The 15,189-nt window shown below is 45.3% G+C and carries 13 protein-coding genes and 1 tRNA gene; 8 read left to right on the forward strand and 6 right to left on the reverse strand.

What is annotated here, in order from left to right; genetic code table 11:
- The 3 genes from VL525_RS06765 to VL525_RS06775 all read left to right on the forward strand — a co-directional run.
- Nucleotides 1-661, forward strand: a 661-nt coding sequence (locus VL525_RS06765) for a thiamine pyrophosphate-dependent enzyme (protein ID WP_325384694.1), incomplete at its 5' end; no start/stop codon positions are given.
- Between the two features lie 2 nt (nucleotides 662-663).
- Entirely contained in the window at nucleotides 664-1,647 is a 984-nt protein-coding gene (locus VL525_RS06770; RefSeq protein WP_325384696.1) for a pyruvate dehydrogenase complex E1 component subunit beta, read from the forward strand.
- A 101-nt stretch (nucleotides 1,648-1,748) separates the two neighbouring features.
- The gene (locus VL525_RS06775) at nucleotides 1,749-2,582 is read left to right on the forward strand and encodes a hypothetical protein (protein ID WP_325384698.1); all 834 of its coding nucleotides are present in this window, start codon (nucleotides 1,749-1,751) and stop codon (nucleotides 2,580-2,582) included.
- Nucleotides 2,583-3,225: 643 nt separating this feature from the next.
- Here the strand turns inward: VL525_RS06775 and VL525_RS06780 are convergent.
- The 3 genes from VL525_RS06780 to murQ all read right to left on the reverse strand — a co-directional run bounded on the left by VL525_RS06780 (nucleotide 3,226) and on the right by murQ (nucleotide 5,530).
- Nucleotides 3,226-3,954: a Bax inhibitor-1/YccA family protein gene (locus tag VL525_RS06780; RefSeq protein WP_325384700.1), complete on the reverse strand. Its 729-nt coding sequence runs from the start codon at nucleotides 3,952-3,954 to the stop codon at nucleotides 3,226-3,228.
- A gap of 133 nt (nucleotides 3,955-4,087) precedes the next feature.
- The gene (locus VL525_RS06785; RefSeq protein ID WP_325384702.1) at nucleotides 4,088-4,654 is read right to left on the reverse strand and encodes a hypothetical protein; all 567 of its coding nucleotides are present in this window, start codon (nucleotides 4,652-4,654) and stop codon (nucleotides 4,088-4,090) included.
- A gap of 63 nt (nucleotides 4,655-4,717) precedes the next feature.
- Nucleotides 4,718-5,530, reverse strand: a complete 813-nt coding sequence (gene murQ, locus VL525_RS06790; protein ID WP_325384704.1) for an N-acetylmuramic acid 6-phosphate etherase — start codon at nucleotides 5,528-5,530, stop codon at nucleotides 4,718-4,720.
- 111 nt (nucleotides 5,531-5,641) lie between these two features.
- On the opposite strand from murQ, the gene VL525_RS06795 reads away from it, so the two are divergent.
- Nucleotides 5,642-7,225 carry a S41 family peptidase gene (locus tag VL525_RS06795; RefSeq protein ID WP_325384706.1) on the forward strand — a complete coding sequence of 528 codons (1,584 nt, stop codon included), beginning with the start codon at nucleotides 5,642-5,644 and terminating at the stop codon, nucleotides 7,223-7,225.
- 132 nt (nucleotides 7,226-7,357) lie between these two features.
- On the opposite strand, the gene der is transcribed toward VL525_RS06795, so the two are convergent.
- Entirely contained in the window at nucleotides 7,358-8,659 is a 1,302-nt protein-coding gene (gene der / locus VL525_RS06800) for a ribosome biogenesis GTPase Der (protein ID WP_325384708.1), read from the reverse strand.
- A 115-nt stretch (nucleotides 8,660-8,774) separates the two neighbouring features.
- On the reverse strand, nucleotides 8,775-9,653 hold the full coding sequence (gene era, locus VL525_RS06805; RefSeq protein ID WP_325384710.1) for a GTPase Era: 879 nt from the start codon (nucleotides 9,651-9,653) through the stop codon (nucleotides 8,775-8,777).
- A gap of 102 nt (nucleotides 9,654-9,755) precedes the next feature.
- Here era and VL525_RS06810 point away from each other — a divergent pair.
- The 4 genes from VL525_RS06810 (at nucleotide 9,756) to VL525_RS06825 (ending at nucleotide 13,031) form a co-directional block, all read left to right on the forward strand.
- Nucleotides 9,756-9,828: transfer RNA gene (locus VL525_RS06810), tRNA-Met, on the forward strand.
- A 122-nt stretch (nucleotides 9,829-9,950) separates the two neighbouring features.
- Nucleotides 9,951-10,598 carry a Crp/Fnr family transcriptional regulator gene (locus tag VL525_RS06815; protein ID WP_325384712.1) on the forward strand — a complete coding sequence of 216 codons (648 nt, stop codon included), beginning with the start codon at nucleotides 9,951-9,953 and terminating at the stop codon, nucleotides 10,596-10,598.
- Between the two features lie 170 nt (nucleotides 10,599-10,768).
- A complete protein-coding gene (locus VL525_RS06820) occupies nucleotides 10,769-11,347 on the forward strand; it encodes a YceI family protein (RefSeq protein ID WP_325384714.1) in 579 nt (192 codons plus the stop codon).
- Entirely contained in the window at nucleotides 11,313-13,031 is a 1,719-nt protein-coding gene (locus VL525_RS06825) for a carboxylesterase/lipase family protein (protein ID WP_325384716.1), read from the forward strand. Before VL525_RS06820 ends, VL525_RS06825 begins: the two co-directional genes overlap by 35 nt.
- Nucleotides 13,032-13,886: 855 nt before the next feature.
- Here VL525_RS06825 and VL525_RS06830 read toward each other — a convergent pair.
- Nucleotides 13,887-15,188: an HlyD family secretion protein gene (locus VL525_RS06830; protein ID WP_325384718.1), complete on the reverse strand. Its 1,302-nt coding sequence runs from the start codon at nucleotides 15,186-15,188 to the stop codon at nucleotides 13,887-13,889.
- Nucleotide 15,189: the final 1 nt, after the last annotated feature.

Here is a 15,189-nt window from a genome sequence, read left to right on the forward strand (position 1 = left end):
CTCGATGCACATCTTCGACAAGGAAAAGAACTTCCTCGGTGGATACGGCATCGTCGGTGGCCACGTGCCGATCGCGGCAGGTGCCGCCTTCGCGGCGAAGTATCGCGGCGACGGCCGCGTCGCGCTGTGCTTCTTCGGCGAAGGCGCGTCGACGATCGGTGGGTTTGCCGAGGGCCTCGCGCTCGCCGCGCTGTGGAAGCTGCCGGTCGTGCTGATCTGCGAGAACAACCAGTACTCGATGGGCACGCCGACGTATCGGTCGCTCGCGGTCGAGGATGTCTCGCTGCGCGCACTCGCGCACGGCATGGCGCGCGACCGGTTCGACGGCGACGATGTCATCAAGGTCAAGCGCCGGGTCGCCGAGGCGATCGAGCGCGCGCGCACCACCGGCGAGCCGACGCTCGTCGAGGTCGTGACCTACCGGTTCCGCGGCCACTCGATGTCCGACCCCGGCCTCTACCGCACGAAGGAAGAGGTCGAGGAATGGAAGCGCCGCGATCCGCTCAATCGTTCGCGCGCGCGGCTCGTCGAGCTCGGCATGGGCGAGGACGAGCTGTCGGCGCTCGAGGACGACGTCAAGGCCGAGATCGAGGACGCGGTGAAGTTCGCCGAGGAATCGCCGGCAGCCGACGAGTACCTGCCCTACGTGATCAAGGAGTAGCCGTGGCGGTCATCAGCTATCGCGAAGCACTGAACCAGGCGATGCGCGAGGAGATGGAGCGCGACGCCAGCGTCTTCATCATGGGTGAGGAAGTCGGTCACTACAACGGCGCGTACAAGGTCACGCAAGGCCTGCTCCAGCGCTTCAGCGAGCGCCGCGTCATCGACGCGCCGATCGCCGAGATGGGCTTCGCCGGGGTGGGGATCGGCGCCGCGATGGTCGGCCTGCGCCCGATCATCGAGTTCATGACCTTCAACTTCTCGCTGGTGGCCATCGACCAGATCATTAACGGGGCGGCCAAGATCATGTCAATGAGCGGCGGCCAGTTTTCGGTGCCTATCGTGTTCCGCGGCCCAACGGGCAACGCAGGTATGCTTAGCTCGCAGCACAGCCAGTGCTTTGAGAACTGGTATGCCAACTGCCCCGGTTTAAAAGTGGTTGTTCCGTCAAACCCGGCTGACGCCAAGGGTTTGCTGAAATCGGCTATTATCGATCCGGACCCGGTTATCTTTATGGAGTCGGAACTGATGTATGGTGATAAAGGAGAAGTGCCTGAAGAAACTTATTATATTCCTTTGGGTAAGGCCGTTGTTACCAAAGAAGGTTCTGACGTTACGCTGGTAGGTTTTGGCAAGATAATGAAAGTGGTTAACGCTGCTGCGGCCGAACTGGAAAAAGAAGGTATCCATGCCGAAGTGATCGACCTGCGCACCGTGCGCCCGATTGATTATGATACTGTTATCGCATCGGTTAAAAAGACCAACCGCCTGGTGCTGGTTGAAGAAAGCTGGCCGTTAGGCTCGATAGCTACCGAAGTGGCCTTCAAAGTGCAGAAAGATGCATTTGATTACCTTGATGCCCCAATCCTGCGCATTATGGGCGGCGACGTTCCGCTGCCTTACGCACCTACGCTGATACAGGAATACCTGCCAAACCCCGAAAGAGTGATCAAGGCGGTAAAGGAAGTGATGTACGTGACGAAGTAAGCCTCACCCAAATCCCTCTCCAGTAGAGAGGGGCTTTAAATATTTAAAAGGTTCTCCAATGTCGGGGGACCTTTTTCGTTTACATATAATATCTTTACTTTATGACCCGATCTCCCATAGCTATATTGTGTATCCTCACTTTATTTGCCGCCTGCAAAGCAAATAAAGCTGATCGTGCGTCCGTGTCCGCCGGGCCCAGAGATAGCCTGGTAAAGATCACTTCTTTTGATCATCATTATAAGATCATTCACGTCATCGTTGCTTTATGCGATAACAAATACCAAGGCATAGTACCCGTACCAAAAGCTATCGGCAACGGCCAAGACCCAAACAGTAATCTTTATTGGGGTAATAATTATGGCGTCCGCACCTATTTCAAAAACAGTAAGGACTGGAAACTGATCAGCAAAAGAAGGTCGGTAAACATAAAACTCGAGCGGTTGGTATTTAAACACGTCAACAAAGATTGTTACCTGGTGGCGGATGCTTATGATGGAAAATACATCAGGAAAGCTACTGTGGATTTCTTATACAGCTGTTCAGGTCAGTTAAAAGACACTATTCATGCCGGTGGAAAAGTAATAGGCATTAATGGCAATTCAAACCTTATTGCTTATGTAGGCCACGATGGGCTCATGGACTTCCAATTAAACGAGTTGGTTACAAATGCAGATGGCAGAACAAGGGATTGTATCATACTGGCATGTATCAGCAAAAAATATTTCAACTTTTTTATCAATAAAGCCAAAGCAAACCCGATTATCTGGACAAACCAATTGATGTGCCCCGAAGCCTATACGCTTCACGCCGCTATTGCGGGTTATATTGAAAACGAACCAACAGCAGCTATACGGAGGAGGTCGTTAAAGGCTTACAGCAAATATCAACACTGTAAGGATAAAGAATCAAGCGCCATCCTGGTATCTGGCTGGTAAAACAAAAATGCCTAACTGTAAACGAAATACGTCCCATCCTACGTCCCTACCCTACACAAAAGGGGCCTTTGGATTATATTTCAAAGGTTCTCCGGTGTTGAGGGCTTTTCGTTTTAGCCTCGACCAACGCCTCTCCAGAGGAGAGAAGTTTTTAAAGAGCCGGTATTTGGTATAGATTTACTTAGTGTATCTAATTTGAAAAAGCCTTCGCTATGTAGTGGCTGTTTTGATTTTCGCTGCTATAGTTCCCGTTAATCAAATTGGCGCAAGTGGGCACAAGATGGCCTAAACGTGCTTTTTTTTGCTTTTTGTTGATTTTTTGCTGAAAAAGCGACACTAAACCGGGAATACTATCAACTGCTTATCTGGCTGATAATCAGCAGTATTTTGGAAATGGTGTTCACGAAAATCGCAAAAATGGGGCACTTTTCGGAGTTTGCGCCTATTTAAGTAATTGATTATTAATTATTTACAATATAATGAGTAGGGCAAGCGGCGTTGGTGTGAACACTTAGTGTTTTGTGATTTACCGGGTTGGGGGTTTGAATAATCAAGGAGGATTTTCGGTCCTCTGACCTGTAAAACAAAAAAAGAGCCTTGTTTGATAAGGCTCTTTTTCGAAAATTATTTATACAATTAGTATTTATCTTCTTCTTCCAAAAATACGCAGTAAGAACAGGAACAGGTTGATGAAATCGAGGTACAGTGTCAAGCCGCCCATAAGCGCCATTTTTTTAGCAGACGCTTCGCCGTATTGTAACCCAGCGCCAATGTTTTTTAGTTTCTGAACGTCGTAGGCAGTCAGGCCGACAAACACCGCAACGCCGATATAGCTGATAAGATATCCCAACGAGTCGCTTCGCAAAAATATATTGATAACGCTGGCAATGACCACACCAATAAGTCCCATCATCATCAATGAGCCGAACTTGGTGAGATCGGTTTTAGTAGTATAACCGGCGATCGCCATAATGCCAAAAACCGCTGAAGAGGTTAAAAAGACACCTATCACAGAAGATGCCGTGTAGGCGAGCAATATAACGGACAAGCTAACGCCGGTAACAGCAGCATAAACAACATACAGCACAGCTAATACGCCATACGAAATTCTATTCATCCCAAAATTCATGATCAGTACGAACGCCAAAGGCGCAAACATGATCACATAAAACAAGCCGCTCAATTGATGCGTAGACTGGTCTACAAGCAAGCTAAAAAATTGCGGTGTTGCAAAAATGTATGCACTGGCTGATGATATACCCAGGGCCACAAACATCCACATAAATACATTTGCTATAAATTTGCGCGATTGATCCGCGTCTTCTATCTGGATCACATTCTGATAAGTGTAATCCGGGTTTTGATGTTCCATTTTTTAAAATTGATTTTTAATAATACGAATTTACGAAAATAATGTGCAGATGTGCGAATATGCAGCTATACAAATTGTAAAGTGATTAGTTAAACAGGACATTTGCACATTCACTGATCTGCATATCTGCACATTAACTAAGCCTTTTCACCAATTGCTCTTCTACTTTCTTAAAAAATTGCAGCGGCTTCAGATTGCGCCAGATCATATCATCCAGTTCGCCGCCGAAATTGATGTAATAATCGATGTTGTTCCGCTTAAATTCATCGATCACGTGCTCCCTGAAATTCACACCGGCTATCCACCCGTCCTCCACATCCTGGAACCACTCTTCGTAATAACAATCGTCGGATGAATGGAAATTCAGCACATTTTCGCCTATCAGCACAAACTTATTGATACCGCTGTCTATCATCAGTTCCAGCAGTTCGCGCTTCATCAGCATAATGTCATTATTGATGGCATCGTTCCATTCGCCTATAAACTCGATAATTATATACCCGCGCTCATAATCCGCATAAAGCACTTTCAGGTACAGGGTGTTCGAGCCAAACGAGTCCCATTGCGGGTGCAGCAAATAATTATACACCTGCTTATCAAATTCAAACTCGTTATATTCCGTCGCATAGAAAGGAGAATACTCATCCTCGGATGCTACATAATCATCCCTCCACTTATAATATGGCTCTATCTCGTGCATAACCCCCTCCTTTATTTAGCGCGATATTAAAAAAATAATGTTAATTAAATGCAAGCCCCACGTTTACCTGGCGTTCATATAAACTTCCACCGCTTTTCGTACGCTGCCATATTTCAGCAACAGGTCGGCGGCGTCCTGCTCAGGTAAGCCGGTGTAATTCATTACCATGTGTGTCCCGCGGTCTACCAGTTTATGGTTGGATAATTGCATATCCACCATCTTATTGCCTTTTACACGGCCCAATTGTATCATAACCGCCGTCGATAGCATATTCAGCACCAGCTTTTGCGCCGTGCCAGCCTTCATACGTGTCGACCCCGTCACAAATTCGGGACCGGTCACAACCTCTACCGGGAATTTAGCTGCCGCCGCCACCGGGCTGCCGGTATTACACACAATGCAGCCCGTGGCCACATTATTTTTATTTGCCATCTGCAGGCCGCCAATAACGTAAGGTGTGGTACCCGATGCAGCTATCCCTACTAAAACATCCTTGTCGCCGATGTTATAGGCAGACAGGTCCTTCCAGGCCTGTTCAGCATCGTCCTCGGCGAATTCAACTGCTTTGCGGATGGCGCCGTCGCCACCGGCAATGATGCCTACCACGCGATCAAAATCTACACCGAAAGTTGGCGGGCATTCGGAAGCATCTACAATCCCAAGCCGCCCGCTCGTACCTGCGCCGATGTAGAAAAGCCTGCCTCCAGCCTTCATTTTTTCAGCCGTAACGGTTACCAGTTTTTCTATCTGGGGTAAAGCTTTTGCAACAGCAGCCGGCACCGTATGATCCTCTCTGTTAATACTTTGCAGTATTTCATACACCGGCATTTGCTCCAGGTTATTGTATTTGGAATCGCGTTCGGTGGTTTTTTCCATTTTTATGTCAATACTTTGCAACAAAAGTCGGCAAAAAACGTCAAAAGCAATACTTTAGCGATATATAATATTATTAAGCATCAATACAATGCTTAAATTTGTGCGAGGAATATGAAGAGAGCGGCATCCATTATTTTCAGGTCATTGATCCTGGTACTTGCGGGCATAGCTATTGGCCTGGTATTGGGCGACAATGTACGCAAAGGGCTTTCGCTACCCGGAGGTAATAAGGTGTCGAGAGTGATACAGCTGGTGCGGCACAATTACGTCGATTCTGTGAATACAGACAGCCTGGAGGGAGTGACTGTGAATAACCTGCTCCAAAACCTCGACCCGCATTCCCTTTACCTGCCACCCCGCCAGGCCGAATCGATCAACGAAAAACTCGATGGCGGTTTTAACGGTATTGGTATTGAATACCAACTGCTACGCGACACGCTGATCATCACCCAGGTTTATGACAACGGCCCCGCTATGAAAGCAGGTATTGTTACCGGTGATAAGGTGATAAATGTGAACGGCAAAAAATTCTCAGGCACGCACCTGAACCAGGAAATGGTAAGCAAGGCTTTCAGGGGCCAAAAAGATTCCCTGATCGCTTTATCTGTTATAGGCCCTGCGGACAACTCCCTTAAAACTTATAACATCAAACGCGGTTATGTGGACCTAAGCAGCCTGGATGCCGCGTATATGGCAGCGCCTTCGGTCGGTTACATCAAGATCAGCAAATTTGCCGCTACCACGGACAATGATTTTCGGTCGGCCATTAAAAAACTGCAAACGGCTGGTATGCAAAAACTGGTGCTCGACCTGCGCGGCAATGGAGGAGGTTATCTCAATTCGGCTACCGAACTGGCCAGCGAATTTTTGGATAAAGGCAAACTTATTGTTTTCACACGAGGCGTTCACGAGCCGCGGACAGATTACCTCGCTACCGATTCAGGCTTGTTCCATAATGGCAAACTGGCAGTTTTGATCGACGAATATTCAGCTTCGGCGAGCGAAATATTGGCAGGCGCCCTGCAGGACCTTGACCGTGCGATTATCATCGGCCGCCGTTCATTTGGTAAAGGCCTGGTGCAACAGCAGTTTGGTTTTGGCGATGGATCGGCTGTTAATTTAACAGTGGCCCGGTATTATACACCATCAGGCAGGTCTATACAAAAATCATACAAGGAAGGTATTGAAAATTACCGCAACGAAGTTGCAGACCGCATACAAAAAGGTGAACTCTTTTCCGAAGAGAACTACCTTACCGACAGCGCATTTAAAAGGGCGACGGCCTATCACACAGCAAAGGGCCGCAAGGTTTTTAGCGGCGGCGGTATTATGCCGGATGTATTCGTGCCGGCTGACACAAGCGGCAATACCCGGCTGATACAGGAACTTGGCGAGGCACAACTGTTTAATGCTTACGTAATTGATAAGATGCAACCGGTTTTAAACGGGTTTAAGGCCGATAGCAGCTTTTTGAAAAACTACAATGTGAACAACGACCAATTCGACGATTTTATTGGTTATGCATCCAAAACGCTGAAGGAAATGGATTCAAAAGAAGTAAAAGTATCGAAGGACAATATCAAATTACTGCTTAAAGCTTACGCTGCGCGCTATAAATGGGGAGACACCGCCTACTTCCAGGTTCTCAACAGTGATGATAGCACCCTGAGGCGGGCTGTTGCCGAAATTAATTAATACAAGACTACACCGCTAAAATAAACAATTCTCTGGCGATCGTCGTCCCTGAATATTGCAACCGGGTATTCGGTGTTTTTTGGTCTGACAGATCAATCTGCACATTTACTCATCTGAAATCCGCACATCCGTTTATTTCTGCCTGAAAAATATTTGCACCGGCACGCCTGTAAAATCAAAATTCTCGCGCAGCTTATTTTCGATAAAACGCTGATAGGGTTCTTTGATATACTGCGGCAGGTTACAGAAGAACGCAAACATGGGCGATGTACCCTTGATCTGTGTTACATATTTTATCTTAACGTATTTACCCTTGATAGACGGCGGAGGGAAACTTTCAATAATGGGCAGCATCGTATCATTCAGCCTGGAAGTGGGGATTTTTTTGGCACGGTTAGCATAAACCTTTTCCGCTACCTCTATCACTTTTAACACCCGCTGTTTTTCGGTAACTGAGGTAAATACGATAGGCACATCAGTAAACGGCCTTATCTTTTCACGGATCTGTTCTTCAAATACTTTGGTGGTTTTGTTATTTTTCTCAATAAGGTCCCATTTATTCACCACCACCATAATGCCTTTCTTATTCTTTTCTGCCAGGTGAAAAATATTAATATCCTGCGATTCAATACCTTCAACTGCATCGATCATCAAGATCACTACATCGGCCTCCTCCAGCGCTTTGATAGTGCGCATTACCGAATAGAATTCAATATTCTCTTTAACCTTGGTTTTTTTGCGAAGCCCAGCGGTGTCGATCAACATGAAATCGTGTCCGTACTGGTTATAGTGGATATGAATGGAGTCTCGCGTGGTACCGGCTATCGGCGTAACAATATTGCGATCCTTGCCTATAAAGGCATTAATGATAGATGACTTGCCCACGTTGGGCCTGCCTACGATAGCAAATTTTGGCAATGTATTTTCTTCGGTAGGCTCCTCGTCAAAATGTTTTACCATTTCGTCCAATAACTCCCCTGTGCCCGAGCCTGTCATTGACGATATGTTATAGATCTCGCCCAGGCCAAGGCTGTAGAATACCGTGGCATCGGATTGCTGCATGGTATTATCTACCTTATTAACCACTACCTGCACCGGCTTTTTGCTTCTGCGCAGCAATGCCGCTATTTCGTCATCCAGATCGGTAATGCCGGTGGTTACGTCCACCATAAAAAGGATAACGGTAGCTTCTTCAATGGCGATCACAACCTGTTCGCGTATGGCAGCCTCAAAAACATCTTCTGAATTGGCCACGTACCCGCCGGTATCCACTATGGTAAAGGAGTGGTGCGTCCACTCAGCAACGCCGTAGTGCCTGTCTCGTGTTACACCGCTAAAATCATCCACGATGGCTTTGCGAGTCTCGGTCAGCCGGTTAAATAAAGTCGATTTGCCTACGTTGGGCCGGCCCACTATGGCTACTATGTTGCTCATATTAAAGTCTTAAGTCTGTAGTCCTAAGTCTGTAGTCAAAATTACAGCTTAAAACTAAATTTATTAATGGTAGCACGAATTGACTTATGACTCAAGACTTACTACTTTGGACTACCTATCCCTCGTACCCAAATTGCTTCAGGTAATTCTTTTTCTGGCGCCAGTCGGGTATCACTTTTACAAACATTTCCAGGAACACCTTGCGCTGAAAAAGCTCTTCCATATCCTTGCGGGCATAAGTACCGACTCGTTTCAGCGTTTCGCCACCTTTGCCTATCAGGATATTCTTCTGCGAATCGCGTTCGACGATGATCTCCGAACTGATGCGGTATAATTCGTCACCTTCTTTAAACGCAGTGATGATCACTTCGGTGCTATAAGGAATTTCCTTTTCGTATATCTTAAATATTTTCTCGCGGATAATTTCCGAAGCAAAAAAACGGTCGTTGCGGTCGGTCAGGAAATCCTTTTCATAATAGGGAGGATGTTCGGGCAGGTGTTCTATTACAAAGTTCATCACCGCCAGTACATTATGTTCCTTCAGTGCCGAAACCGCGAAAATGGCCTTTGGATTTAATTTCTCCTGCCAGTAGTCCACCTTAGCCTTTACGGTTTCCTCGTCCGATTTGTCGATCTTGTTGATGATAACACACAGCGGCGCCGATGAACCCTGCAGCTTTTCTATCGCGTCGCTTTCGTCATATTTTTCGTTGATATCGGTTACCAGCAATACCAGGTCGGCATCCACCAGCGAACCAGCTACCTGGTGCATCATAGTTTCCTGCAATGCATAGTGCGGTTTGATGATGCCGGGCGTATCCGAAAACACGATCTGGTAGTCCTCATGATTAACAATACCGAGGATACGGTGCCTGGTTGTCTGGGCTTTAGGGGTGATGATGGACATTTTTTCGCCCACCAACGCGTTCATAAGTGTCGACTTACCCGCGTTGGGCTTACCAATTATACTTACGAAACCCGCCTTATGACTCATAAAAAAATATATAAAATTTAATTTGGACTGCAAAGAAACGAATTATATCTTTGCAGTCCAATTTAAAACGCCGATTTCGATGTTGAGAGTTGGAAAACACAGTGCGGGATGGAGCAGTTGGTAGCTCGTCGGGCTCATAACCCGAAGGTCGTAGGTTCGAGTCCTGCTCCCGCTACAAAGAAGTCAAAAGCCTCAAGTCGAAAGTCTTGAGGCTTTTTGTTTCATGACACTCCAATATTAATATTGTTGCTTTTCGAAGCATTTTCCGTTCGAGTGCGTTTGCGCTTATAAACCCATATGTCTATCGCTGAACTGGGTTCCATCCATCACGCAAAAAATATTAATTTAGTATTCTTAATCATGCTCGACAATTTTTTTAATAAACTATCAAAAGCGATAACCCTGACAGAAGCTGACAAAGCAATTTTCAGGCAGCATGTTAGTGTAAAGAGGCTGAGAAAACATCAATATCTGTTGCAGGAAGGAGAAGTTTGTAAATCGGTTGCCTTTGTCTATAAAGGTATGCTCCGCTCTTATCTGGTGGACAAAAAAAATAATGAACACATTATACAATTTGCACCGGAGGATTGGTTTATTTCCGACCTAAACAGTTTTATAACAGAAGATATCTCCAATCTGAATATAGAGGCAGTAGAAGATTCTGAATTAATATTGATAAGCAAAGCTGCACATGTATATCTGGAAACCGCTGTTCCAGGGTTTTACAAATTTAATTATATGCAGTACCGCGGTGCCTATATGTCGCTGCAAAAAAGATTAACAGACATGTTCATGTTGTCGATCGAAGAAAGATACACCAAACTTTTAAGTATATATCCGGATATAACACAGCGGGTACCACAACACATGATCGCTTCATATCTCGGGTCAACACCTGAAACGCTAAGCCGTGTTCGAAAAAAAATCTTTGTAAAAAAAGACTGAAGTATTGATCTATTGATCAAAATCAACAATATTTCTTGATTCATGTCAAGATATTGGAATGAGTTTCACTCTAATTTTATACCGAAACTTCATGTCGTCAAATTAAACATTGAAATGCTGGTTTGTCAGCGCTGAAGTATTGTTCAACTAAAGAAACTAATTATTAAAACATGAAGAAATTATTACTATTTGCGGTGATGCTGCTTTTACAAATCGCATTATTTGCCCAAACCACCAGGTGGAAAAATGATAAAATGCATTCCAAACTTAGGTTTTCCGTGGTACACCATTTGCTTTCGGACGTAGACGGTTTGTTCAAAAATTTTGATGTGACCATAACTACAACCAAGCCCGATTTCAGCGATGCTGTTTTTGAACTTTCAGCCGATGTATCTTCAATAAACACAGAAGTTGAAATGCGTGATAATGATCTAAGAAGCGCTAATTTTTTTGATGCTGCAAAATATCCGACTATCATTTTCAAAAGTTCATCGATAAAGGCAGATGGAGCGAACAAGTATAAGCTTACAGGCAACCTTACCATGCATGGCGTTACAAAACCTGTAACAATGGACCTTTGGTACCGTGGCACAAAAGAGAACCCAAATAGCAAGAAAAACGATGCTGGTTTTAAATTGAGGGGGACATTAAAGCGCTCAGACTTTAATATTGGTTCGGGCACTCCCAACGTACTTGTAAGCGACGAGGTAGAAATTGAAGCTGACGGTGAGTTTGCAAAAGCCGATTGACTATTCCGATATGTTTAAATCAAGCAGAAGAAAATTCTTAGGGCAGTTGTCAGTTATTACCGCTGCAATTACTCTCCCCAAATTTGCCAGCTCTTCAGGTCAGGCTGAAGATGAATTCGTATTAGCTGAAGCCGCTGAAGGCAAGCTTAGGGGTATCAGAAAGGATGGGGTTTGTCTGTTCAAGGGCGTTCCATACGCCGGAAGGCTCTCTGGCGACAGGCGGTTTAAAAGGCCTGCAAAACTGGAGCCATGGCAGGGCGTCAGGGATGCGTTGGAGTTTGGACCGCCCGCTATTCAAGGCGATACTTTTAACCCCTCGTCAAGGGAGGATTGCTTGTTTCTTAATATCTGGACACCTGCCAATGACGGCAAAAATCGACCAGTAATGGTTTATAACCATGGCGGCGGTTTTGCAAATGGCTCCGGCGCCGCACCCGGTCAGGATGGTACAAACCTTGCAAAATTATTTGATGTTGTAGTTGTAGAAACAAACCACCGGTTAGGGCTGATGGCTTTTCTGTATTTGGAAGACATTGCAGGCCCAGAATATACGGGGTCTGGTAATAATGGCCTCCTGGATATCGTGGATGGCTTAAAATGGGTAAAAAAGAATATTGCAGCTTTTGGCGGTGACCCTAAGAACGTGATGATCTTTGGAGAATCAGGCGGAGGCGCAAAAACAAGCTGTTTATATGCGATGCCTGCGGCAGCACCTTATTTTAATAAAGCCTCTATCGAAAGCGGCCCGGGGCTTAGGATGCTGCCAAAAGAAGCGGCAGCAGAAATGACTAAACTGGTATTCAAGGAACTCAACATCGACCTGAAAGACTGGAAGAAGATCCTTGATGTCCCCGTGAAAGATCTGATCGATGTTCAAAATAAAATTCCACGCCTTATGGCTAACAGTGACTACATCCGCAAACATGGCGTTGTAGGTTTCGTTCCTAACAATTTTGCCCCAGTAGTAGATGGTATTGCGCTGCCACATGACCCTTTCGACCCCTTTGCACCGCAAATATCAAAGGACAAGCCGCTTATGACGGGCTGGAACGAAGATGAATGGGCATTTTTCGCGATGTATTCACATGACGTCAGTGCGCTGAAAAGCGACTTTACGTTTGAAGCATTACAAGTGAAATTTGAACCGGAGTTCGGCGCTGATACTAAAAAAATAATTGAGACTTATAGGCGGACTAGGCCGAACGCTTCGGCAAGTGACATTTGGATGGCTGTTAAATCAATTAATATGATGGGGCTTGGAACGATCGCCATAGCAGAAAGAAAAGCGGAGCAGCATAGTGCGCCTGTATATCTTTACAACTTTGGTTATAAATCTGAGGCGAAAGTGCCTGACACAGATTATCCTTTCGGTACGCCGCATGCCATGGATATTACGTTCAAATTCAATAACGAAGTGCCGGGTGCAAAGCCTGGGTTTTTGAGCGGGAACAAGCCTGAGCGCTTTGTTGCATCACATCATATGGCAGAGCTGTGGACCACCTTCGCAAGAACCGGCAAGCCTGCAGCGAAGGACGTTCCTGAATGGCCAGCCTACAATTTGAATGACCGGCCAACTATGCGCATTGATACAAATTGCGAAGTAATTTATGACAGGTACAAAGAGGAGCTGGCTATGTGGCGTTCTATCGGGAGGATAGGCTATCACTCGCTAAATTCAAGGTAACTGGTAACTCTCGATTAAGCAGTTGCAAGATGTCTGCCGGCATCGCGCTTTTTTTAGCTGTTATTGGAAAATTTCGACTGACTTCAAATCTTCAAAAAAGTTCGACATTTGTCCTGTTCCCTCTACCGAATCGGACAGACTTGAAAAATCAAGTTTTGTCCGATTTTTTTTGATACCTAACTGACTGTTTATCAATTAAATCAATTGAGTCGCTTCGTTGATTTTAGCGGTTCGACAAGTTGCTTCGTCAAAACAGAGTTTTTCAGGGTATATCGAACCGATAATCGAACGTTTTGCTGTTGTATCGCCCTTCGCCATAAGCAATTTGCCGCCTCGTTAGGTTGACCGTTTTATCTATACAGTCCCTTAGATCATAGGATTTCTCGTAGAATCTGGTCAATTTAGCTTCCAGAATCAAATTGTTTGGTTTGTAGTCATTACTGTCCAATGCATCGTCTGACAACAGTTTGCTGGCTTTCGCTAAACGGTCGGTTTCTGCTTGTATTTGGTTTAGCAGCTCTTTCCTACCATCCGTTTGAGAACCTGTCGGGCTGATGTCCGGATGCTTGTAAGTACGGTTAAAGTTTTTTCGATCTAATTCACGTTGCCGTTGTCCATGCTCGCCAACCTGGCCTTGTTCACCCGGGTCTTTATCCTATGCCAGCGTAACCCCGCTGAGGCTCGAACTCAGGACCCACAGCTCAAGAGCTCGTCGGGTTTCTCCACAGCCTGCCTGCTGGCTTTAGGGTTTTAATGAAAACGACAATTGTGTTAAAGAAAACGCTGAAGCTGGACATATAAACCACAGCGTTTTCCTGATGGTCGCCCGGTTGCGGTTTTTTTAAATCAAATTAGCTATTTATTGCCAATAACTTTAATAATATTTCTGCTGATCCTTTGCAGAATGGTTACATCCTGAGTAACAATTTCAGCGTCGGCCAGCATGCCCTGCTTTAAATGGATTGATCGTTTCATATCCGATGTTTTGCTGATCCTAAAATGAACCCTTGATAAAAATACACTGTCTTTGTAGGGCACATCAGAAATATTGATAATACGTCCCCTTAGCATACCATATTCTTCAAATGGGTAACTGTGCAGCTTTATCAATACCTGCTGCCCCTCCTTTACTTTGCCCATGCTATTTTGCGGTATCGACATTTCACCAAAAAACTGCTCATTCCCGGGGTTAATGTAAAATATCTGCTGGCCTGTGCTAACCACCTGATTTTCCTGAACTATGTTAGCAAATGCTACCTTTCCGGCTTGTGACGCTGTTAAAACATATTTACTTTTCCAATCTTCAACCTGGCTTATCAGGCTGTTAAGCGCCTGTATAAACTTGAACTTTTCCTGTTCAATTTCATTATCCAACTCCAGTATTTCCTTTTGCTTGGCTAAATAATCATTATTTAAGCCGATCAAAGCTGATTCAGTTTGTATCAGCGGCGCCTTTTTCGCCAGGTATTTACTTTCCTGTTGTCTGAACTCTGCCGGTGTTTCTACTTTTTCACTTGCCAGCTTTTTGTGCATGGCATATTCATCTGTTGCAAGCGCAAGATCTTTTTGCTGTACGCCTTTCTGCGCGTTCAACTGCTGCTCCTGCTTGCCAATATCTATAAGGTCTTTTTGGAGATAAGCTTTCTTTTTTACATCAAAACCGTCATTTATCGACGATTTGTATAGCAAATACTCCTGGAAAAAGACCTGGTAGGCCGCCTGTAGTTCGCCAAACCTGGTATTATCAGCTTGACTAAAAAGTATTTTGCTGACAGGTTCATCCTCTGAAATTTGTTTTTGAACATTGTCAAGGCTTGTGAGCAGGTTTAATATGGTACGATGATCGGCCGTACTTTCGATATAGCCCAACGGCTGCCCGGCAGCAACATACTCATTTTCCTTTACCAGTAATTTGACCAGTTTCCCCTGTATCTTTGCCACAATGGGTTTAGGTGAATTTGGCGAACTGATAATTAACGATGCCTTTACAATGTCGGGGTAACGGATAAAAGCTGAAAGCCCCACTAATAAAACCAGCAGGGCAAAAAATAACGTTATACCCCAGCGAAGTAACCATGAAGGCACGGATGTAATGATATCCTGCATGTCGTCGGTGTGGCGAACCTCCTGACCATTTTCTATTGATGAAACTGGCATA

Source organism: Mucilaginibacter sp., assembly GCF_035492695.1.
GTDB lineage: Bacteria > Bacteroidota > Bacteroidia > Sphingobacteriales > Sphingobacteriaceae > Mucilaginibacter.